This is a genomic window from Pseudomonas sp. ZT5P21 (assembly GCF_054897785.1).
Genome location: NZ_CM142705.1, coordinates 3,089,847 through 3,111,094 on the forward strand (window position 1 = coordinate 3,089,847; position 21,248 = coordinate 3,111,094).

The window sequence follows — 21,248 nt, forward strand, 5'->3', positions numbered from 1 at the left end:
AATGGACCTACCAGCTTTTCTCCATCGACAGTCAGCGGACTACGCCGATACACGGGCGCTAGGCCGCTGCTTGCGGGAACTGGTCGAGGCCGGTCTCGATCAGCTTCCGCTGCCGGGCAGCGGCCGAACGCTGGAGCGGTTTCAGCGTCTGGCCGAGGTCGGCGGACATGATCTGGGGTTGTGCAAGTTATACGAGGGTCATACCGACGCCCTGGCGATCATTCAGCAACTCGGCGGTTCGCCCACGCCTTCCAGCACTTGGGGGATGTGGGCCGCCGAGCCGCCGGACGCGCAGGTGCGGGTCAGTCCTCAAGGCCAGATGGTTGTGCTGAACGGGCGCAAGGCCTGGTGTTCCGGCGCGGCGGTGTTGAGCCACGCGTTGTTGACCGCATGGGATGTACAGGACCGGCAGCAACTGGTGGCGGTGGCGCTGGATCAACCCGGCGTGACCTTTACCGATCAAGGCTGGCAAGCGGTGGGCATGGGCGCCACAGGCAGCGTTGAAGTGCTGTTCGACGGCGCCGAAGCGCAGGCCATCGGCAACCCCGGCGACTACCTGCAACGCCCGGGCTTCTGGCAAGGCGGGATCGGCATTGCGGCGTGCTGGTACGGCGCGGCGCAAAGTCTCGCCGAACGTCTGCGCAGTCACTGTGGCCATCGCGAAGAACCCCACGCCCTCTCCCACTTCGGCGCAGTCGACAGCGCGCTGCATGCGGCGGCAACGGTGTTGCGATTCAGCGCATTGAGCATTGATGCCGCGCCTCAGGACGACGCCGAGCGCTTGGCTCGCCGTACCCGGGCGGCGGTTGAAAATGCTGTCGAGCAGGTGATCCGGCACGTCGGCCACGCCCTCTGCGCCGGTCCTTATTGCAAGGACCGGCAGTTCGCCCGACTGATCGCCGACCTGCCGGTGTTCCTGCGCCAAAGCCACGCCGAACGTGACCTCGCCGCTCTCGGCAAGCACGTCATCAAGGGAACATGGACGTTATGAAAACCAATCCCATCGTCGGTCAGGGCACGTCCTTGCACCTGTGGCAAACCTCCAGCCATCTGGCGCAATTGCCGGTGATCGACATCCTTGATCTGGTACCCGAAGGTTCCCGCGCCGTGATCATTGCCCCGCACCCGGACGACGAAGTGCTCGGCTGCGGCGGTTTCCTGCAATTGCTCGCCGCCGCCGAGCGGCCGTTGCAATTGATCTCGGTGACCGATGGCAGCGCCAGCCACCCCGGCTCCCGGCGCTGGCCGGTCGAGCGCTTGAGCGCGGTCCGTCCGCAGGAATCCGTCGAAGCGCTCAGACGCTTGGGTCTGCCGTTGCATAGTTTGAAATGGTTGCGCGGCGGGTTCGCCGACAGCCAGGTCGCGGCGCGGGAAACGGAACTGGCTGAATTCATCCAACGCCACCTGCGCCCCACCGACGTGGTTTTCACCACGTGGCGCGAAGACGGTCATTGCGACCATGAAGCAGTTGGGCGTGCCAGTGCCGCGGCGGCGAAACGTGTCAACGCAACGATGCATGAACTGCCCGTCTGGGCGTGGCATTGGGCAACGCCTGAAGACAGCCTGGTGCCGTGGCAGCGAGCGCGGAAAATCCTGCTCCCCCCGACACTGGTTGCGCGCAAGCGTCACGCGATTCATGCCTTCGCCAGTCAGCTTGAAGGTGACCCACGCATCGGCTTGCCGCCGGTGCTGGCGCCGTATGTGCTCGATCGTTTGTTGCAACCGTTTGAGGTGGTGTTTTTATGAGCGTCGAGGATCGCTATTTTGACGGGCTGTTTGCCGGCAGCGACGATCCCTGGGCGTTTCGTCAGCGCTGGTACGAACAGCGCAAACGCGCGATCACCCTCGCCGCGTTGCCCCGTCCCCGCTACCGCGCCATCTTCGAACCCGGCTGCGCCAACGGTGAACTGAGTGCCGAGCTGGCCACCCGTTGCGATCGCCTGTTGTGCTGCGACACCGCTGCCGCCGCCGTGACGCTGGCCAGAACTCGCCTGGGTCTGTTCGACCATGCCGAAGTGCGCCGAAGCCGCTTGCCCGGCGACTGGCCGAACGAACAGTTCGACCTGATCGTGCTCAGTGAAGTCGGTTACTACCTCGACGCCGATGACCTCAAACATCTGATCGAACACGCGGCACAGTCACTGACCGCCGATGGACAACTGCTGGCCTGCCACTGGCGCCCACCGATCGATGGCTGTCCGCTTAATGCCCGACAGGTTCATGACTTGCTGCACGAGCATCTGCACCTGCCGCGCCTGGTCCTGCATCAGGAAGCCGATTTCCTGCTGGAACTTTGGAGCCGGGAACCGCGCTCTGTGGCGGCGCTGGAGGGCTTGCGATGATCGGCATTCTGATCCCGGCGCATAACGAAGAGGATTTACTTGAAGACTGTCTGCAAGCCGCGCTGCGTGCCGCGCAGCATGAGCTATTGGACGGTGAATCTGTCGCCGTGCTGGTGGTGCTCGACAGTTGTACCGATCGATCGTCCGACATCGTCGGCAGTTACCCGGTGCATTGCCTGGAAATCAATGCACGCAATGTCGGCGAGGCCCGCGCTGCAGGTGCGCGGTTTTTGCTGGAGCGCGGGGTGCGCTGGATTTCCTGCTCCGACGCCGACAGTCGCGTCGCCCATGACTGGCTGGTGGCGCAACTGTCGCTCGAAGCAGACGCGGTGTGCGGCACGGTCACAGTGGAAGCATGGGATGATGCGTTCGATGAATCGGCCCAGATTCGTTATCACCAGCACTATCAGCACCGTGAGGGACACCGGCATATTCACGGCGCCAATCTCGGGATCAGCGCCGACGCTTACCGGCGTGCCGGCGGTTTCGAACCCCTGGCGTGCGATGAGGACGTGCAACTGGTGCGGCAACTCGAACGCTGCGGCGCGACGATTGCCTGGAGCCAGCGTCCTCAGGTGCTCACCAGTGCGCGACTGGACAATCGGGCCCCGGGTGGATTCGCTGATTACCTGCGCGACCTGGTGCAAACTGGATAAAAAACGTACCGGATCGAACACCGACGCGACGAATAGCCTTACTTGAGCAATACTCTGCTTGCCGCAATCCAGGGTTCGGAGCGCGGAACATTGCAATGAACGAGAACAAGGACGTAGCCCGATGAAACCTGTTTCCCTCAGCGACAGCAGCCTGTCAGCCCAGATCTGGAATAACGTGCCTCAGCTGGACAATGTTCCGGTCATCAACACTCAGACCCTGGTCCCTGCTGGCGCGCGCGCCGTGGTGATTGCACCGCATCCCGGTGACGAAGTCGTGACCTGCGGCGGTCTGCTGCAATTACTCAGCGCCCTTGGCCATCCCCTGCAATTGATCTCGATCACCGACGGCAGCGCCAGTCATCCGGGGTCGCAGCAGTGGTCGGAGAAACGCCTCAGCGTGTTTCGCCCCCAGGAAAGCGTCGAAGCCTTGCGCCGGCTCGGATTGCCGATGCACAGCCTGAAGTGGATTCGCGGCGGTTTCACCGACAATGCCCTCGCCGAGCGCGAGCTTCAATTGACTCAGTTCATTGCCCGCTACCTGCGGCCTGGCGATGTGGTGTTTAGCACTTGGTGCAAGGACGGCAACGTCGACCATGAAACTGTCGGCCGAGCCAGCGCCGAAGCCGCGGCCTCGGTTGGGGCCGCGTTCAATGAATTGCCGGTCTGGGCCTGGCACTGGCCGACGCGTGACAGTGGATTGATTCCCTGGCATCGGGCCCGCAAGGTTCGGCTCGATACCTGGACCATAGCGCGCAAAAGCCACGCCACCCATGCTTACGCCAGCCAGCTCGACGGTGAACCCGCCATTGGTATCGCCCCGCTGCTGCCACCGGTGCTGCTTGAGCGTATGCGGTTGCCGTATGAAATCGTGTTCGTCTGAACTAACCCCATCCAATGTGGGAGCGGGCTCAGAGGTTTACATTCGAACTGAACTGCCCGCGCCGGTTTCAGTCGCATGCTTAAGCAACCCTGATCCAGAGGAGTGAAAGTGACCAATGATTCCAAACGGCAGTCCGTCGACCCAGTGCCATTGAATACGCCCCCGGCGATTCATCGACTTCGGGTGTTGACGGTCAACACCCACAAGGGGTTTACCGCGTTCAACCGACGCTTCATTCTTCCGGAACTGCGTGAGGCGGTACGTAGCACGTCGGCAGACCTGGTGTTCCTGCAGGAAGTCGTCGGTGTACACGAGCGGCATTCTTCCCGTTTCAACGATTGGCCGCAGACCTCGCAATACGAGTTTCTGGCGGACAGCATGTGGAGCGATTTCGCCTACGGGCGCAACGCGGTTTACCCGGATGGCCACCATGGCAACGCACTGCTGTCGAAGTATGCGATCCGCGAATACCGCAACCTCGACGTCTCGATCACCGGTCCCGAACGCCGCGGACTATTGCATTGTGTGCTGGACGTCCCGGGTCACGCCGAAGTCCACGCGATCTGCGTGCACCTGAGCCTGCTGGAAAGCCATCGCCAGTTGCAGCTCGAATTACTCTGCCAGCTGCTGGAATCATTGCCCGACGATGCTCCGGTAATCATCGCCGGCGACTTTAACGACTGGAAGCTACAGGGCAACGCCGCCCTCGGCCGTCGCGACTACCTGCATGAAGCCTTCGAACGCCACCATGGTCGTCCTGCCAAAACCTATCCCGCGCGCTTTCCGTTGCTGCGCCTGGACCGGATTTATCTGCGCAATGCCAGTAGTCACGACCCGCGGATATTGGGAAGCAGGCCATGGACGCATTTGTCGGATCATTTGCCGTTGGCGGTGGAAGTGCATTTGTGACGCCTTCACGCACCAACGTCTGCTGAAGCACTATTGACAGCAATTTGAGGTTGAAATTGATAGGAGAATTCCTTTGGTCATTTTTGGCGTCATACCGATTGTCGGCTGCCGAATGCCTCTGAATCAGGGCTTCCACGATGATTTTTCGTACAAACAAGAACTTAGATAAGCGCAGAAAAACAATCAGTTGCATCAGCTAATTTAGCCATACCGCTCATCGTTCATTTTCTTGACGCGGGGCCCTCAGTCTTCTTAGCTTCACCGTACTACCCCCGGAAGTAATACCCGAGGCAAGCCACCAGACACCCGTGAAAACGGGCGGGAAAAGGCTTGCCCCACGCCATTCGGTCGCCCCTCATTCGGGGTAGGAGAGACGCCAGAGCGAGATACCGCATGCGACTGCAAGGTAGACCTCCATGAAAACTTCCTTCACCCCACAAGAGATCAAAATCACTTTTTGCACAGTCTCGGGTTCACTCCTGCTTTGCTCATCCATGGAACTGCAGGCCTCGTCTGCCGAGGAAGAAACAACGCCCTGGTATGACCAGGAGGCCCCGGCGCTCACCTTGCCCGCACTCGCTACAACCTACCCCAGTCGCTTCAGCGCCATGCCCGATTTGCGAAGTTCACACCTGACGATTGAAGACGCTGAGCCTGCGGCCTGGGATCAGCTTTACGGACAGGCGTCGCGGCAGGCTCAAACCGATTACCAGTCCCAGGGCTTCACGCTTCCTGGCGTCAATCAATACAAGGGTCCGGCCATTCTCACGCTGCAAAGTGGCAGCGGCCATACCCAGCAGATCGGCCTGATCGGCGGCGCCAGTCAGTTCAGGGGTAACGACAACGGCCTGCTGACCAGTCGCGCCCTCGCCGACCGCAGCACAGACACGTTAAACCTGGAAGGCCAGAGCCTCGGCGCCTACTGGAGCCTGACCGGCCCCCAAGGCTGGCACATTGACTTGTCGGCCAGCGGCGGTCGCGTCAACGGGTTCAGCCGCAATGAACAAGGCGCCCGGCAAGTCACCGAAGGCAGCGCCGTCACCTTCTCGGTAGAAGGCAGCTTTCCGATTGGTCTGAGCGACAACTGGGTCGTCGAACCCCAGGCGCAGTTGATCAATCAGCGAATTACGCTGGATACGCCCTACGCGGGCTCGGGAAATGCGACGTCCAGCGACCTGAGCTCCTGGAGCGGACGGGTCGGTGCACGGTTGAAGGGTAGCTACGACTTCAACGGCCTCGGGGTTGAACCGTACGTGCGGACCAACCTTTGGCACACGGTGTATACCGGCAATACCGTGACCCTGGATCAAGTCGACAAGATCAGCAGCAGTCGCAACTCATCAACCATCGAAGTGGGGTTGGGGCTGGTGGCCAGAGTCACACCCGCCGTGAGTCTGTACGTCAGTGCCGATTACAGCAGCGATGTGGATGACAATGATTTGAACGGGTTGATTGGCAGTCTGGGTGTGCGGATGCGGTGGTGAGAAAACCTGCCTGAACTGTTACTTCTTACAGTAGGCAGGCTCGTGCAGGTCGTGCATTGTGATGACACTCCACTATGATTCAGGCTTGCACGGATGCCAAACGAGTTATCGTCACACGCGCATACCGGCACGCCGACCATTCAAGTGTCGGATGCGCGTGGGCTGCTGATTCGGGCCGTGCAGTTTCATCGGCGGGAGGCGGTTGATCCGATTGACACCCGGGTGACCGAGCAACGCTACGACGCGGTCGGCCGGTTGCTGGCCAGCCGTGATCCGCGTCTGTTTGATCTGGCTCGAATTGATGCGTCGACGCCGTTTAATCTGAGCCAAGTGACGAGCCTGTCCGGCGTCGCGCTGTCGACCGACAGCGTGGATGCGGGATGGCGCGCTGGCTTACAGGGCGAAGCCGGGCAAGGCCTGGAGAGTTGGGACGGTCGTGGCAGCCATTCGCTGACTGAATACGATCATCTGTTGCGGCCACTGGCCGTGCGTGAACGGGGGCACGAAGTCGCCGAGCATGCGCTGGAGCGCTTTACCTATGCCGATGCGAATCCAGAAGCTGCCGCGCGTAACCTGTGTGGCCAGCTGGTTCGCCACGATGACCCGGCCGGTACGGTTCATGTTCGGGACTTGGGCCTTTCCGGTAATGTGCTGCGCCACACACGGCACTTTTTGCTCAGCACTGATGCGCCGGATTGGCCGCTGAAGGTCGCCGAGCGGGATGCACTACTCGAACCCGGCGTCGGCGCGACCACTTCCTGCCAATACGCACCTACGTCCGAACTCTTGCAGCAGACCGATGCATTGGGCAATCGCCAGGCGTCCGCCTACACCGTCGCGGGGCAGCTGAAAAACACCCGCCTGACTCTCGCGGACATTGGCCAGGCTGAGAAACTGCTGGTCAGTGATCTTCGTTACAACGCCATTAACCAAGTCGAAGCGGAAACTGCCGGCAACGGCGTCGTCACCCGCCATTTTTACGACGACGCCGATGGCCGACTCACCGAGCTGAGCGCTCACAAAGCCGATGGCACACCGTTGCAACACCAGAAATATCAGTACGACGCCGTGGGCAACGTGCTGAGCATCGAGGATGCCGCGCAACCAATCCACTTCTTCAAGAACCAGCGCATCGAACCGATCAAGCTCTATCAGTACGACACGCTCGGTCAATTACTCAAAGCCACGGGTTGTGAAGCTGCGACCGGCAGCGGCGGCGGCGCCCTGCCCGAGCTGCAACCGTTAATCCCGGACCCCAACCAAATCGCCCATTACACACAAACGCTCCATTACGACGCCGCCGGCAATCTGCTGGATCTTGTGCATGTCGGCGCACAGGCCCAGGGCCGCACCCTGACCCGAGCCCGCTACAGCAACCGCTGTTTGCCCGAACGTGATGGCCGGCCACCGACCGAAGACGAACTGACCGACGGGTTTGATGCCAATGGCAATCTCCTGGAGCTGCAACCTGCACAACGTTTGAATTGGAACCTGCGCAACCAACTGAGCGAAGTGCGCCTCGTCTTACGCGATGATAGCGAAGACGATCGTGAACGCTACATCTACGACGCTGGCGGTCAACGGGTGCGCAAAGTGCATTGGAGCCAGACCAACGCCCGCACCCTTTTTCGCGAAGTGCGTTACCTGCCCGGCCTGGAAATCCGCAGCCACAGCGGCACCGGGGAAATCTTGCATGTCATCACGGCCGGCGCTGGCAGTAACAGCGTGCGCGTGCTGCATTGGGCCGCGAAGCCACCCGACGAAATTGCTCAGGATCAAGTGCGCTACAACCTCAACGATCAGGTGAAATCCTGCACGCTGGAACTGGACCAGCAGGCCAGCGTGATCAGTTGGGAGTTGTTTTACGCATTCGGCGGAACGTCGCTTTGGGCAGGTCGAAACGCCGTCGAAGCCAAGTACAAAACCGTACGTTATTCCGGTAAGGAACGAGATGCGACAGGACTCTATTACTACGGATTCCGCTATTACGCGTCGTGGTTGGCCCGGTGGATCAATCCGGACCCGGCGGGGCAAATTGATGGACCTAACTTGTATCGAATGGTGCGAAATAACCCTGTTGCGTTGCATGACCCCAACGGGTTATCGCCGGAAGGGAAATTGGCGCGAAAAATGATCAAAGAAGACGGTTTTCTTGAGGCCTATGCTCAAAATCCGAAACTTGCCATACGCGCTCTGAGAGATGTTTATAGCGATCAGCCTCACGACACTCTGATAGCTGCAATAGAAAGAATCAAAGTAGAATTATCCCCTCGCGCGAATACTGAACAGCGGAAACCTGCAGCCGCCCTAAAACAGGTTACTGCTCCGACTCCAGAATTTACCGAACTAAAAACATTCAACATTATCTATGGAACAAATATAGGCTCTCAACGGATAAATAACGGCATGAGGACGGGCTCGCCCATCAAACTGCGCGGCAGGGATGTCGTCAAAGAGATACAACACCGGCATGGTGATGATGCGCTCGATAAAAAAACGGCGACTGACGTGAGATTCGTGGGCAGTGGTTTCGATCTTGAAGATGCTGCCAGCGTAAATTACCAACTGTACAAACAGTCAAGTACCGAAATGAAGACCTATTACCGAGGACAGGATATCAGCGAAAAAGGAATGAAAAAGTTTCAAAAAGCCAAAGAGAAAGGGACTGTCCTGTACTCCAAAAGTTTTCTATCTGTGGACAGGAACGAAGAGGTTGCTAGAACATTCATGCATGGGGAAATACCGGTGCTTATGGAAATTACAGGATTCAGTGCAGCAAACGTAATTTCAAGGTTCTCATATGAAAAAGATCTGGTATTCACCATACATGCAGACTTTCAAGTCACTGAAATAACAAAAGAGAGAGGTAGTAATGTCCATGTAATCAAGCTCAAAGAGATAAGAGGGTTTACGGAAGCACCGCATCCGATGCCTCATTAGACTCCCGAGTAGACAATGAAAACTAAAGGGAGCACAGACCGAACTATTTCCGTTCGATTCGGCTCCCTTAGCCGCGACGGCTCTACTCCGGCCGCAACATTAACACCGCCAACGGCGGCAAATTAAGCACCAGCGACAACGCCTGACCGTGGCTCGGTTCTTCCTCGGCAAACGTCCCGCCACTGTTTCCGTAATTCGAACCCGCATACTTCTCCGAATCACTGTTGATCACCTCAGCCCATCGCCCGGCGAACGGCACGCCAACCCGGTAGCCCTCGCGCGGCACGGGGGTAAAGTTAGCCACCACCAACACTGGCCGTCCATCCTTGCTCCAGCGCATGAACGCATAAACACTGTTGATCGCATCATCGCCAATCAACCACTGGAACCCTTGCGGCGCGTCGTCCTGATCATGCAAGGCGGGCTCTACGCGATATAACGCATTCAGGTCGCCGACGAGTTTCTGCACACCTTTGTGTTCCGAATACTGCAGCAAGTACCAATCCAGCTGCTGATCGTGGTTCCACTCACGCCACTGGCCGAATTCGCACCCCATGAACAACAGTTTCTTGCCCGGATGCGCCCACATGAAGCTCAGGTACGCCCGCAGGTTGGCGAACTTCTGCCAGCGATCACCCGGCATCTTGTCGATCAGCGAGTGTTTGCCGTGGACCACTTCGTCGTGGGAAATCGGCAGGATGAAGCGCTCGGACCAGGCATACATCAGGCCAAAGCTCAGTTCGTTGTGGTGATGGGCGCGATACACCGGATCCTGCTGGATGTAATGCAGCGAATCGTGCATCCAGCCCATGTTCCATTTGTAATCGAAACCCAGGCCGCCCTGTTGCGTACTCTGGCTGACGCCGGGCCACGCCGTGGATTCTTCGGCAATCACCAGCGCGCCGGGCGCTTCCAGATTGACCACGTCGTTGAGGTGGCGCAGGAAGTCGATCGCTTCAAGGTTTTCGCGACCGCCGTGACGGTTCGGCACCCACTCGCCGGCCTTGCGCGAGTAATCGCGATACAGCATTGATGCCACCGCATCGACGCGCAGGCCATCGACGTGGAAATGCTTGAGCCAGTGCAGCCCTGACGCCAGCATGTAGCCGTGCACTTCGGTGCGCCCGAGGTTGTAGATCAGCGTGTCCCAGTCCTGATGGAAGCCTTCCTGCGGGTTGCCGTATTCGTACAACGCGGTGCCGTCGAATTGCGCCAGGCCGTGGGTATCGGTCGGGAAATGCGCCGGCACCCAATCGAGGATGACGCCGATGTCGGCCAGGTGGCAGGCGTTGACGAACGCCGCGAAATCATCCGGCGAACCGTAACGGGCACTCGGGGCAAACTGCGAGAGCAGTTGATAGCCCCACGAACCGCCGAACGGGTGTTCCATGATCGGCATCAGTTCGATGTGGGTGAAACCCAGTTCCTTGACGTACGGAATCAACCGTTCGCCCAATTCATGCCAGGTGTACTGACGGGCCACTTCGCCCAAATCGTCCAGCTCGCATTGCCAGGAACCGGCGTGCAATTCGTAGATCGACAGCGGTGCACTGGGGTGTGAACGCTCGACGCGTGCCTGCATCCACTCGTGGTCCTGCCAGTCGATGTTCAGTGGCGAAGCAACTTTCGACGCGGTGTCCGGCGGCATCGAGGTGGCCAGCGCCATCGGATCGGCTTTGAGCGGCAGAATGCCTTGGGCACCGAGGATCTCGTACTTGTAGGCCTCACCTGCCTGCATGCGCGGGATGAACAACTCCCAGACGCCGGTAGGGTGACGCAGGCGCATCGGGTGCCGACGGCCGTCCCAGTTATTGAAGTCGCCAACCACCGACACCCGTTTGGCGTTCGGTGCCCACACGGCGAAACGCACGCCGTCGATACCGTCGACGTTTTTCAGCTGCGCACCGAGGCAACTGCTCAAGTCGCGATGATTGCCTTCGGCGAACAAGTATAAGTCCATCTCACCAAGCAACGGGCCGAAGCTGTAAGGGTCTTCGGCAACCTGTTCGCCGCCCGCCCACCGCGTGCGCAGCACATACGGCTGCGCCCGATCGAAATGCCCGACAAACAGACCGGGCGTTTCGGTGGCCTCAAGGGTGCCGAGTTCTTCCCCGGAGTCTTTGGCTAGCACCTGCACGCTCAATGCGTCTGGCAGGTAAACCCGGATGAATTGACCGCCAACGTCATCGCCATGGGGGCCAAGAATTGCAAAGGGGTCGTGATGCTGGGCGCGTACCAGCGCGTCGATGTCCCGCGATCCGGGCAGTAACGCCTCTTTAGCGTGACCCTGTTCCTTGTTCGAGATACTCATGACTACTCTCCACCAAGATCGGAATAGGGTTTAAGCCCACTCAATAATCCATATAAGCCGTGCAACGGAACGGGCAACCAGGTGGGCCGATTCTCAGCCTCATAGGCCACCTCATACGCCGCCTTCTCCAGGCCGAACAACGCGAGCGCTGCGTCCTCGCCTTCCGGATCTTGCCACGCATGAGCAAGACTAGCTGCCGCCAGCCGATAGGCGACGACAAATGTCTGTTTCGCCTCATTTAGATAGCGGTCCGATACGCGCTGACGTGCGGCTTGAGCTTCGGCGGTGTTATCCACGTTGTGCACGTTGATCGCCATGGCTGCCGCGTAATCGAACGAGCGCAATACACCGCTGACATCTTTGTACGGGCTGTGCTTGCCGCGCCGTTCGGCCAGCGGCCTCGCCGGTTCGCCTTCGAAGTCGATCAGGTAAGCATCGCCCTTGATCACCAGCACTTGCCCCAGGTGCAAGTCGCCATGGACGCGAATCCGCAAACCACCGGTCGCCTTTTTACCCAGTGCCTGGACGTGGCTTAGGATGGCTTTTTTGTTGTCCAGTAAACGAGTGACCAGGTTTTTGTCCGCAGCGTTCAGTTCGCTTTGATGCTGCTGGAGCAACTTCAGCGCATGTTCCAGTTGCGCGGCGACATCCTTGGCCGACGCAAGGGCATCTTTTTGCGTGGTGACTTGCGGGGCGAAGTCCGGGTTGTCGGTAGGCGCGGCCAGTGCCTGATGCATCTCACCCAGACGCTGACCGAGCATGCCCGCAAAATCTTTCAGTTCTCCAAGGGCGTTGTAGTGTTGCTCCTGCTCCGACATGGCGTCCGCCAGTTCATCGCGCAACGCCCGTTCGAGGTTGTTCTGCGTCCACTCCCACGCATCGCCCTGATTGCTCAAGTAGCCTTGGGCGATCATCAGCAGATTGTCTTCGCCCTTGGCATCGCGGCGGACGACCGACCCCAGCAGCGGCGAGATATTGGCGAAGCCAGCAGCGGTCAGGTACGCGCTCATTTCCAGTTCCGGATGCACGCCGGAGGCGACCTTGCGGATCAGTTTGAGCACCAGGCTGTTGCCGATCACCACTGAACTGTTGGACTGCTCGGCAGAGAGGTAGCGCACTTCCGATTCCGCCGTCAGGCCCAGTCTGGCCAGCTCGGCAGTCGGTTCGAAACGAATCTCGCCACCATCGGAAGGCAGCACGGTGCTGTCCCGCATGCCTTGCAATACCGCGCGAATGAAGTTTTCGAGGCTGAACGCATCCGTGATCAAGCCCACCTGCGGACCGCGCCGCACTCGCGACAGCGCCAGTTGTTGCGGCAACGCCGGCCCGACCTGGTCGTCAGCAATGAACCCGAACGGCAACTGATAACGGCTGGTCTGGCCGCCGCTGGTGACTTCGATTTCACTCAGCAGCACCGGATGCGCTGCATCACCGAAGCGCACGCCGTAGGTCAGGTTGACCTGCTCGATGGCCGCGTCCTTGCCGGCGAACCAGCGCCGGTTCTGCAACCAGTTCGGCAGGATGCCCTGCTCCAGCGTGCCGCGAGACGGCGCTTCGAGCAGTTCTTCGAGGCGTTTTTTCAGCACCAATGTGGTGAAGTCCGGCAGGCTTTGCGCCGGTTCTACGTGCCAGCTAGGCATTTGATTCTCCGCAGCAAGTCCGAACCAATAGAAGCCGTAAGGCGCCAGGGTCAGGAGGAAATTCAATTGGCCAATCGGCGGGAAGGCGTTACCACCGAGCATTTCCACCGGCACCATGCCGACGTAGGCCGACAGGTCCAGTTCCGCCGCTTGCGCACTGCGCGATACGTTGGCGACACACAGGATGATTTCGTATTTGCCATCCGGCCCGGAGAATTCACGGGTGTAGGCCAGAATCCGCCGGTTGCTCGGCGACAGCATTTTCAGGGTGCCGCGTCCGAACGCCTTGGACTGCTTGCGCACGGCGAGCATGCGCCGGGTCCAGTTCAACAACGAATGCGGATCGCCGGCCTGGGTTTCGACGTTGACCGACAGGTAACCGTATTGCGGGTCCATGATCGGTGGCAGCACCAGGCTGGCCGGATCGGCGCGGGAGAAACCGCCGTTACGGTCGATCGACCACTGCATCGGCGTGCGCACGCCGTCGCGGTCACCGAGGTAGATGTTGTCACCCATGCCGATTTCATCGCCGTAATACAGGGTCGGCGTGCCGGGCATCGACAGCAGCAGGCTGTTGAGCAGCTCCACTCGGCGACGGTCACGCTCCATCAACGGTGCGAGCCGACGGCGAATCCCCAGGTTGATCCGCGCCCGTCGGTCGGCCGCGTAGTAATTCCACAGGTAATCGCGCTCCTTGTCGGTGACCATTTCCAGGGTCAACTCATCGTGGTTGCGCAGGAAAATCGCCCACTGACAGTTGGCCGGGATTTCCGGGGTCTGACGCAGAATATCGGTGATCGGGAAGCGGTCTTCCTGGGCCAGCGCCATGTACATGCGCGGCATCAACGGGAAGTGGAAGGCCATGTGACACTCGTCGCCATTCATGCCCTTCTTGTCGGTTTCACCAAAATACAGCTGAGTGTCTTCCGGCCATTGGTTGGCCTCGGCCAGCAGCATGCGGTCGGGGTAATTGGCGTCGATTTCGGCGCGGATCTGCTTGAGGACGTCGTGGGTCTCGGGCAGGTTTTCATTGTTGGTGCCATCCCGTTCGATGAGGTACGGAATCGCATCCAGGCGTAGCCCGTCGATGCCCATGTCGAGCCAGTAGCGCATCACCGAAAGCACGGCTTTCATGACCTGCGGGTTATCGAAGTTCAGGTCCGGCTGATGGGAATAGAAACGGTGCCAGAAGTACTGTCCGGCGACCGGGTCCCAGGTCCAGTTGGATTTTTCGGTGTCGAGAAAGATGATGCGGGTGCCGTCGTATTTTTTATCGTCATCGGACCAGACGTAAAAGTCCCGCGCCGCCGAACCGGGTTTGGCTTTGCGTGCACGCTGGAACCAGGCGTGTTGGTCCGAGGTGTGGTTAATGACCAGTTCGGTGATGACCCGCAAGCCACGCTTGTGGGCTTCAGAGATAAAGCGCCTGGCGTCCGCCATCGTGCCGTAATCCGAATGCACGCCGCGGTATTCGGCGATGTCGTAGCCGTCATCGCGACGTGGCGACGGGTAAAACGGCAGGAGCCAGATGGTGTTGACACCGAGGTCGGCGATGTAATCGAGTTTGGCGATAAGACCGGGAAAGTCGCCGATCCCATCGTTGTTGGAGTCGAAAAAAGACTTAACGTGAACCTGGTAGATCACTGCATCCTTGTACCAGAGCGGGTCCTTGATAAAGGTGGCTGCCTTGGGTTTCTTCGCCATTTGTAACTCCTGTTGAATTCGAAAAAACCACCACAGCGCCATTAGCTTTGGTATTGGGCTTTTGTGGCGAGGGGATGTATCCCCGTTCGGCTGCGAAGCAGTCGTAATTACTGTGAATCGAAATCTGTCGGGAGGAATAGGTTGTCTGGTTTATTTGGGGGGCCGCTTCGCGGCCCAACGGGGATACATCCCCTCGCCACAGAATCCCCTCGCCACAGGTATCCGAGGTGTACTAGGACGCGGTGATCCGCCAGATCCCGAACGGCTGATGCGCCGGATCGATGCGCATGAACTGGTACTTGCCGTGCCATGTCCAGCGATGACCGCTCATCAAATCCTCACCCTGGGTACTGGCATCGTCGGGTAAACCCATTTCCCACAGCGGCAATTCGAAATTCGCCTCCTGAACGTTATGCGGATCGAGGCTGACCGCGACCAGAATGAAGTTGCTGCCATCCTCGCTGCGTTTGCCGAAATACAGAATGTTGTCGTTCCAGGCGTTGTAGATCGTCAGGCCCAAATGCGTATGCAACGCCGGGTTTTGCCGACGAATGCGGTTGAGCTGCGCGATCTCGGCGATGATGTTGCCGGGCGCATTGAAATCCCTCGGGCGAATCTCGTACTTCTCGGAGTTGAGGTATTCCTCCTTCCCCGGCACGGGCGCGGCTTCACAGAGCTCGAAACCTGAATACATGCCCCACAGTCCGGAACCCATGGTTGCCAAGGCTGCACGGATCAGAAAACCGGCGCGTCCGGACTCATGCAGGAACGCCGGGTTGATGTCCGGTGTATTGACGAAGAAGTTCGGCCGGTAGCATTCGCGCCACGGCGATTCGTTGAGCTCGCTGAAATAAGTCGACAGTTCGTACTTGGTATTGCGCCAGGTGAAGTAGGTGTAGCTCTGCGAATACCCGACCTTGCCCAAACGCGCCATCATCGCCGGCGTGGTGAAGGCTTCGGCAAGGAAGATCACCTCTGGGTAAAGCGCCCGCACATCGGCGATCAACCACTGCCAGAACGGCAATGGTTTGGTGTGCGGATTGTCGACGCGAAAGATCTTCACGCCCTCTTCGACCCAACCGACCACGATGTCGCGTAGAGCCAACCAAAGGCCCGGAATCGCCTCGGCGGCATAGAAGTCGACGTTGACGATGTCCTGGTACTTCTTCGGCGGGTTCTCGGCGTATTTGATCGTGCCGTCCGGGCGCCAGTTGAACCAGCCGGGGTGCTGCTTGAGCCATGGGTGGTCCTGGGAACACTGGATGGCGAAGTCGAGCGCGATTTCCAGGCCATGGCCGGCGGCGGCGGCCACCAGTCGACGGAAATCTTCGCGCGTGCCCAACTCCGAGTGAATCGCCTCGTGCCCGCCCTCTTCACTGCCGATGGCATACGGACTGCCCGGGTCATCGGGACCGGCGGTGAGGGAATTGTTGGGGCCTTTGCGATAGCTGCGGCCGATCGGGTGGATCGGCGGGAAATACAGCACGTCGAAACCCATGTCCTGAATCATCGGTAGCCGTGAATGCACGTCGTTAAAGGTGCCGTGACGTGTCGGGTCGTCGGTGATCGAACGCGGAAACAGTTCATACCAACTGGCAAACTGGGCGAGCTCACGCTCGACGTCCAGCGGGTACTCGGGGCTGAGACTTAAATAGGCGCGGTGATCGGCCTGAGCCATCAGGTCGGCGCTACGCTGGTGCAGAAACAGCGCCACCTGCTCGGTCTCGAGCAACCCGGCCAATTCATGGTGCAGCGCGGCCAGTTCTTCGCTCAGTGGGCCTTCGGTACGCTCGGCCGCTTGTTGAACCAGGCTGCGACCTTCCTGCAACTCAAGACTGACCGGCACTCTGGCTGCGTGCTTCTTCTCCAGCTCATAGCAGAAACTGGCAAATTGATCGATCCAGGCCTCGATGCAGAACACATAGCGACCCTCGGACCGCACGCGAAACTGTCCTTGCCAGCCATTATTGCCCAGCTCTTTCAGGGCTTCGCTTTGCCAGGTCTCATCGCCATCGGTCCGCCAGCGAACGTGCACGGCCAGTTTGTCGTGACCATCGGCGAAGACTTTGCTCGTGACCAACACGTCTTGGCCCACCACCGCTTTAACGGCGAATTGCCCGCCATCGAGGGTCGGCATGGTGTCTTCAATAACGATGCGCGGCAGCAGTAAAGCCTGCGACAGCGGCATATGCGGGTTGTAATTGAGCTCTGTCGGTTTTTCGGCAGTCATCGAGCATCTCTCCTTTACGCCCCATGGACGCTCTTGTGCAGGGTCGCCATTCGCGCAAGGCTGTCGGCCCCGGAATGAACTCACTTAGGTTCCGAGCGGCAGGGCTTGGTAAAAGTTCACGGGGATTTGCCTGCGTCTGCGGGGGAATCAATTCCAGTTCCCAGTGGTCAATCAACTTAAGCACGACTTACGCCATGTGCCACTGGAGACTTCAACGATGAGTATTCCTATTCCAGCCGAAACACCCGATCCGAACATCGACAGCCCGACGATTCCGCCCACAGAACCGCAACCGGTGCCCGAGCAGGAGCCGCCTGGCACTACGCCGCCGGCGCGGGAAGATCCGCCGGAAACCATGCCACCGGTGATCGTCAGTCCCGAGCAACGAACGATCGTCTAAGGCTTGGCCATCAGCAGTCTCACGGTGACACGTGTCAGTTGTGAGGCATCTCCGATGTCGGCGAACTCCGCTTGCAGCGTCACCCAAACTTCATGCAGCCATGCGTCCATGGTGCAGTCCTTGTAATGATTCAATGAAAAGTCGTCTGGAAGAGATGCGGACCGTACCGACCATTAATCGGTTGCACAGAACGATGGCCGCCGGTTGTGCCCTAACCCTGTAGAACCCGCAGAAAAAAGGACCTCTCCATGACTGTGCGCATCGAAAATCAGACCTGCTTTTTCACCACCGAGAACGGCGAAGAAATCCGCCTGTGCCCCGACGTCACTGTCATTACCGACGGCGACAAAGCCATGTCGGCAGTCGATCTCAACGGCCAGCGCATTTACATTACCGAAGCAGAAGCCGATGCATTGACCGTAGCAGGTGCAGAGGATGGTCGCCGGCATCTGAAGGCCACGGACAGTGATTCGGTGATTTGACTGACCCCGATCAACGACGCCCGCGGGCGCCTGATATAAGCGTCCGCGTTCCGTCCTGGCGGATGCTTCAAGTTGTCGCAGGCAGCGGCTCAGCGCTCATCTGATCCGCTTTTTATTGCGATACCTGAGTCTGTTACGCAAACAGATCGACGCTCATAGTGACCCGGCCTGATGGAGGCTGATGAGCGAAAGACCATGAGCGAAAGAATCCCCGTTCGAACCGTAGAGCCCGCCTCATTTATAAAAAACAGTGAACCTTCGCGTCCAACTTTAAAGGCCAAATCCCGCGACAACCTGATCCACACCCGCAGCTTTACCGGCCTGTTCCGCACCCTGCGCATGAGCGGCGCGGGTTTTCTGTTTCTGCTGTTCTTCGGTACGGTCTGGTTGACCTGGGGCGGCCGCCAGGCGGTGCTCTGGGACCTTTCGGAAAGTAAATTCCACGTTTTCGGCGCGACCTTCTGGCCGCAGGATTTCATCCTGCTGTCGGCGCTGCTGATCATTGCTGCGTTTGGCCTGTTTGCGATCACCGTGTTTGCCGGACGCGTCTGGTGCGGCTACACCTGCCCACAGAGCTCCTGGACCTGGATCTTCATGTGGTGCGAGAAGATCACCGAAGGTGAACGCAACCAGCGGATCAAACTGCAAGCCGCGCCCTGGGGCCTGAACAAACTGATGCGCCGCGCGGCCAAGCACACCTTGTGGCTGGCGATCAGCCTGCTGACGGGCCTGACCTTCGTCGGTTACTTCACACCGATACGGCCGCTGGCCGAAGAACTGCTGACCCTGCAGATCGGCGGCGTCAGCCTGTTCTGGGTGCTGTTTTTCACCGGTGCTACGTACATCAACGCCGGTTGGCTGCGAGAAGCGGTGTGCATGCACATGTGCCCGTATGCGCGGTTCCAGAGTGTGATGTTCGACAAGGACACCCTGACCGTTTCCTACGACGTCGCCCGGGGCGAAAGCCGTGGCCCGCGAAAACGTGACGTGAACCCTGCAGAAGTCGACCTTGGTGATTGCATCGACTGCCAGCTCTGCGTGCAGGTGTGCCCGACCGGTATCGACATTCGCGACGGATTGCAGATGGAATGCATCGGGTGCGCCGCGTGTATCGACGCCTGTGATTCGATCATGGACAAAATGGGCTACGCCCGTGGCCTGATCAGCTACACCTCGGAGCACGAGTTGCAAGGTGGCAAAACCCACCTGCTGCGACCACGATTGATCGGCTACACCGCCGTGTTGCTGGTGATGATCGGTGCACTGGCCCTGGCCCTCGTGGAGCGGCCGATGGTCTCGCTGGACGTCAGCAAGGACCGTGGCCTGTTCCGCGAGAACAGCCAGGGGCAGATCGAAAACATCTACAGCCTGAAGGTCATCAACAAGACCCAACAACGGCAGGACTATCGTTTGACCCTGGTCGATGGCGCCGGCTTCCAGCTGCAAGGCAGGACCGAACTGAGTCTGGCGCCCGGCGAGATTGTTGACGTGCCGGTGTCCGTAGCGATGACCACGGAACGGCCTAGCAGCAGTTCGCAGAGCATCAGCTTCAAGATTGCCGACAGCGACGAGCCTGAGATTTATAGCGTCGCGGACAGCCGGTTTGTTGCTCCGATGAATCGTTAAGGCTTTAGACTGCGGTGCGCCATTCGCGAGCAAGCCCGCTCCCACATTGGATCTCCAGTGTTCACAAATCTAATGTGGGAGCGGGCTTGCTCGCGAAGAAGTCACCTCGATTTCACTGAATGACACTGAACCGGGCTTTAGATGAAACGCTACGAAAAATTCGCCGATGACATCGCTGAACTGATCCGCTCCGGCGTCCTCGGCCCCGGCCAGCGCGTGCCGTCGGTACGCTACGCCAGCCAGACCTACGGCGTCAGCCCGTCCACGGTGTTCCAGGCCTATTACCTGCTCGAACGTCGCGGCCTGATCCGCGCTCGCCCGCGTTCCGGTTACTTCGTCAATACCTACGCACCCAGCCCGTTTTCAGAGCCGGTAATCAGCAGCCAGGTCAACGAATCCACCGAAGTCGACGTCAGCGAACTGGTGTTCTCGGTGCTCGATTCGATCAAAGACCCGAATACCGTCCCCTTCGGCTCGGCCTTCCCCAGCCCCACCCTGTTTCCGCTACCACGCCTGTCCCGTTCACTGGCCAGTGCCACCCGGGACATGGACCCGCGCATGGTTGTCACCGACATGTCGCCGGGCAACCCGCAACTGCGCCGACAAATCGCCCTGCGCTACATGGTCGGCGGCCTGATGCTGCCCATGGAAGAACTGCTGATCACCAACGGCGCGCTGGAAGCGTTGAACCTGTGCCTGCAAGCCGTCACCGAACCCGGCGACCTGGTGGCTATCGAAGCCCCGGCGTTTTATGCCTGCCTGCAAATCCTTGAACGGCTGAAACTCAAAGCCGTGGAAATCCCCGTGCACCCACGTGACGGCATCGACCTCGACGTGCTCGCACAAACCCTCGAACGCCACCCGATCAAGGCCTGCTGGTGCATGACCAGTTTCCAGAACCCCATGGGCGCGACCATGCCCGAGGCGAAGAAACAGGAACTGGTGGCGTTACTGCGCAGCCATCAAGTGCCGCTGATTGAAGACGATGTCTACGCCGAGCTTTATTACGGTCAACAAGCGCCAAAACCTGCCAAGGCGTTCGACACTGAAGGGTGGGTGATGCATTGCGGCTCGTTCGCCAAAAGCCTCGCGCCTGGCTATCGCATTGGCTGGGTGGCTGCCGGACGGTATGCGCAAAAGATTGAGCGGCTGAAGCTGATGACCTCGCTGTGTGCGTCAATGCCGGCTCAGGCAGCCATTGCCGATTACCTGCAACACGGCGGCTATGACCGCCATTTGCGAAAATTGCGTTACGCACTGGAAGAACAGCAGCGTGCGATGCTGGCCGCGATTGCGCGCTACTTTCCGGTGCAGACTCGGGTCAGTCAGCCGGCAGGCGGATACTTTTTGTGGCTGGAATTACCGGCGCAGATGGATTCATTGAAGTTGTTTCAGATGGCGCTGGCTCAGGGGATCAGCATTGCGCCCGGGCCGATTTTTTCGCCGGCCCGGCGCTTCAGAAATTGCATTCGGTTGAACTATGGCAGCCCTTGGGATGAGGCTTCGGAGAAGGCGATGGAGACGCTGGGGCGGATCGTGCGGTCGTTCTGAAGGATCGATGCTGCCTTGTCTATTGCCTTCGCGGGCAAGCCCGCTCCCACAGTTGATCGGTGCGAACAAAAAACTGTGAACACCCGCAATCTC

The 21,248-nt window shown here is 59.3% G+C and carries 15 protein-coding genes and 1 pseudogene; 12 read left to right on the forward strand and 4 right to left on the reverse strand.

The features are described from left to right. Window position 1 precedes the first annotated feature (1 nt). The 8 genes from ACYZT9_RS14485 (at window position 2) to ACYZT9_RS14520 (ending at window position 9,211) form a co-directional block, all read left to right on the forward strand. Entirely contained in the window at window positions 2–991 is a 990-nt protein-coding gene (locus ACYZT9_RS14485; protein ID WP_462006124.1) for an acyl-CoA dehydrogenase family protein, read from the forward strand. Beyond that, window positions 988–1,746 carry a PIG-L deacetylase family protein gene (locus ACYZT9_RS14490; protein ID WP_462006125.1) on the forward strand — a complete coding sequence of 253 codons (759 nt, stop codon included), beginning with the start codon at window positions 988–990 and terminating at the stop codon, window positions 1,744–1,746. Before ACYZT9_RS14485 ends, ACYZT9_RS14490 begins: the two co-directional genes overlap by 4 nt. Continuing rightward, window positions 1,743–2,342, forward strand: coding sequence for an SAM-dependent methyltransferase (locus ACYZT9_RS14495; protein WP_462006126.1), 600 nt, complete (start codon window positions 1,743–1,745; stop codon window positions 2,340–2,342). The genes ACYZT9_RS14490 and ACYZT9_RS14495 overlap by 4 nt, the downstream gene beginning before the upstream one ends. After that, window positions 2,339–2,998 carry a glycosyltransferase family 2 protein gene (locus ACYZT9_RS14500; RefSeq protein ID WP_462006127.1) on the forward strand — a complete coding sequence of 220 codons (660 nt, stop codon included), beginning with the start codon at window positions 2,339–2,341 and terminating at the stop codon, window positions 2,996–2,998. The genes ACYZT9_RS14495 and ACYZT9_RS14500 overlap by 4 nt, the downstream gene beginning before the upstream one ends. Window positions 2,999–3,119: 121 nt before the next feature. Next, window positions 3,120–3,878, forward strand: coding sequence for a PIG-L deacetylase family protein (locus tag ACYZT9_RS14505; protein WP_462006128.1), 759 nt, complete (start codon window positions 3,120–3,122; stop codon window positions 3,876–3,878). 108 nt (window positions 3,879–3,986) lie between these two features. After that, on the forward strand, window positions 3,987–4,787 hold the full coding sequence (locus ACYZT9_RS14510) for an endonuclease/exonuclease/phosphatase family protein (protein ID WP_462006129.1): 801 nt from the start codon (window positions 3,987–3,989) through the stop codon (window positions 4,785–4,787). A 416-nt stretch (window positions 4,788–5,203) separates the two neighbouring features. Continuing rightward, window positions 5,204–6,271 (forward strand): autotransporter domain-containing protein, encoded by a 1,068-nt coding sequence (locus tag ACYZT9_RS14515; RefSeq protein WP_462006130.1) that lies wholly within the window; start codon window positions 5,204–5,206, stop codon window positions 6,269–6,271. 93 nt (window positions 6,272–6,364) lie between these two features. Further along, complete coding sequence (locus ACYZT9_RS14520) at window positions 6,365–9,211, forward strand: RHS repeat-associated core domain-containing protein (protein WP_462006131.1); 2,847 nt, start codon at window positions 6,365–6,367, stop codon at window positions 9,209–9,211. A gap of 82 nt (window positions 9,212–9,293) precedes the next feature. On the opposite strand, the gene glgB is transcribed toward ACYZT9_RS14520, so the two are convergent. From glgB to ACYZT9_RS14535, 3 genes are all read right to left on the reverse strand, one after another. Further along, the gene (gene glgB / locus ACYZT9_RS14525) at window positions 9,294–11,522 is read right to left on the reverse strand and encodes a 1,4-alpha-glucan branching protein GlgB (RefSeq protein ID WP_462006132.1); all 2,229 of its coding nucleotides are present in this window, start codon (window positions 11,520–11,522) and stop codon (window positions 9,294–9,296) included. 2 nt (window positions 11,523–11,524) lie between these two features. Continuing rightward, the gene (gene treS / locus ACYZT9_RS14530; RefSeq protein WP_462006133.1) at window positions 11,525–14,866 is read right to left on the reverse strand and encodes a maltose alpha-D-glucosyltransferase; all 3,342 of its coding nucleotides are present in this window, start codon (window positions 14,864–14,866) and stop codon (window positions 11,525–11,527) included. Window positions 14,867–15,098: 232 nt separating this feature from the next. Continuing rightward, window positions 15,099–17,096: an alpha-1,4-glucan--maltose-1-phosphate maltosyltransferase gene (locus ACYZT9_RS14535; RefSeq protein ID WP_462006134.1), complete on the reverse strand. Its 1,998-nt coding sequence runs from the start codon at window positions 17,094–17,096 to the stop codon at window positions 15,099–15,101. Window positions 17,097–17,313: 217 nt separating this feature from the next. Here ACYZT9_RS14535 and ACYZT9_RS14540 point away from each other — a divergent pair, with 217 nt between their 5' ends. Beyond that, window positions 17,314–17,496 (forward strand): hypothetical protein, encoded by a 183-nt coding sequence (locus ACYZT9_RS14540; RefSeq protein WP_462006135.1) that lies wholly within the window; start codon window positions 17,314–17,316, stop codon window positions 17,494–17,496. Window positions 17,497–17,501: 5 nt separating this feature from the next. On the opposite strand, the pseudogene ACYZT9_RS14545 reads toward ACYZT9_RS14540, so the two are convergent. Further along, window positions 17,502–17,606, reverse strand: a pseudogene (locus ACYZT9_RS14545) (MgtC/SapB family protein); the annotation flags it as partial. Between the two features lie 138 nt (window positions 17,607–17,744). On the opposite strand from ACYZT9_RS14545, the gene ACYZT9_RS14550 reads away from it, so the two are divergent. From ACYZT9_RS14550 to mapR, 3 genes are all read left to right on the forward strand, one after another. Next, window positions 17,745–17,978, forward strand: a complete 234-nt coding sequence (locus ACYZT9_RS14550; protein WP_462006136.1) for a DUF3203 family protein — start codon at window positions 17,745–17,747, stop codon at window positions 17,976–17,978. Window positions 17,979–18,173: 195 nt separating this feature from the next. After that, on the forward strand, window positions 18,174–19,604 hold the full coding sequence (gene ccoG, locus ACYZT9_RS14555) for a cytochrome c oxidase accessory protein CcoG (protein WP_462006137.1): 1,431 nt from the start codon (window positions 18,174–18,176) through the stop codon (window positions 19,602–19,604). Between the two features lie 141 nt (window positions 19,605–19,745). Continuing rightward, complete coding sequence (gene mapR / locus ACYZT9_RS14560) at window positions 19,746–21,155, forward strand: GntR family transcriptional regulator MpaR (protein WP_462006138.1); 1,410 nt, start codon at window positions 19,746–19,748, stop codon at window positions 21,153–21,155. Window positions 21,156–21,248 lie beyond the last annotated feature (93 nt).

Bases quoted from the DNA above. Each gene is read 5' to 3' on its own strand.
- ACYZT9_RS14520 (WP_462006131.1), top strand. From the start codon at position 6,365: ATGCCAAACGAGTTATCGTCACACGCGCATACCGGCACGCCGACCATT.
- mapR (WP_462006138.1), top strand. From the start codon at position 19,746: ATGAAACGCTACGAAAAATTCGCCGATGACATCGCTGAACTGATCCGC.
- treS (WP_462006133.1), bottom strand. From the start codon at position 14,866: ATGGCGAAGAAACCCAAGGCAGCCACCTTTATCAAGGACCCGCTCTGG.
- ACYZT9_RS14515 (WP_462006130.1), top strand. From the start codon at position 5,204: ATGAAAACTTCCTTCACCCCACAAGAGATCAAAATCACTTTTTGCACA.
- ACYZT9_RS14485 (WP_462006124.1), top strand. From the start codon at position 2: ATGGACCTACCAGCTTTTCTCCATCGACAGTCAGCGGACTACGCCGAT.
- ccoG (WP_462006137.1), top strand. From the start codon at position 18,174: ATGAGCGAAAGAATCCCCGTTCGAACCGTAGAGCCCGCCTCATTTATA.
- ACYZT9_RS14540 (WP_462006135.1), top strand. From the start codon at position 17,314: ATGAGTATTCCTATTCCAGCCGAAACACCCGATCCGAACATCGACAGC.
- ACYZT9_RS14500 (WP_462006127.1), top strand. From the start codon at position 2,339: ATGATCGGCATTCTGATCCCGGCGCATAACGAAGAGGATTTACTTGAA.
- ACYZT9_RS14495 (WP_462006126.1), top strand. From the start codon at position 1,743: ATGAGCGTCGAGGATCGCTATTTTGACGGGCTGTTTGCCGGCAGCGAC.
- ACYZT9_RS14505 (WP_462006128.1), top strand. From the start codon at position 3,120: ATGAAACCTGTTTCCCTCAGCGACAGCAGCCTGTCAGCCCAGATCTGG.
- ACYZT9_RS14550 (WP_462006136.1), top strand. From the start codon at position 17,745: ATGACTGTGCGCATCGAAAATCAGACCTGCTTTTTCACCACCGAGAAC.
- glgB (WP_462006132.1), bottom strand. From the start codon at position 11,522: ATGAGTATCTCGAACAAGGAACAGGGTCACGCTAAAGAGGCGTTACTG.
- ACYZT9_RS14490 (WP_462006125.1), top strand. From the start codon at position 988: ATGAAAACCAATCCCATCGTCGGTCAGGGCACGTCCTTGCACCTGTGG.
- ACYZT9_RS14535 (WP_462006134.1), bottom strand. From the start codon at position 17,096: ATGACTGCCGAAAAACCGACAGAGCTCAATTACAACCCGCATATGCCG.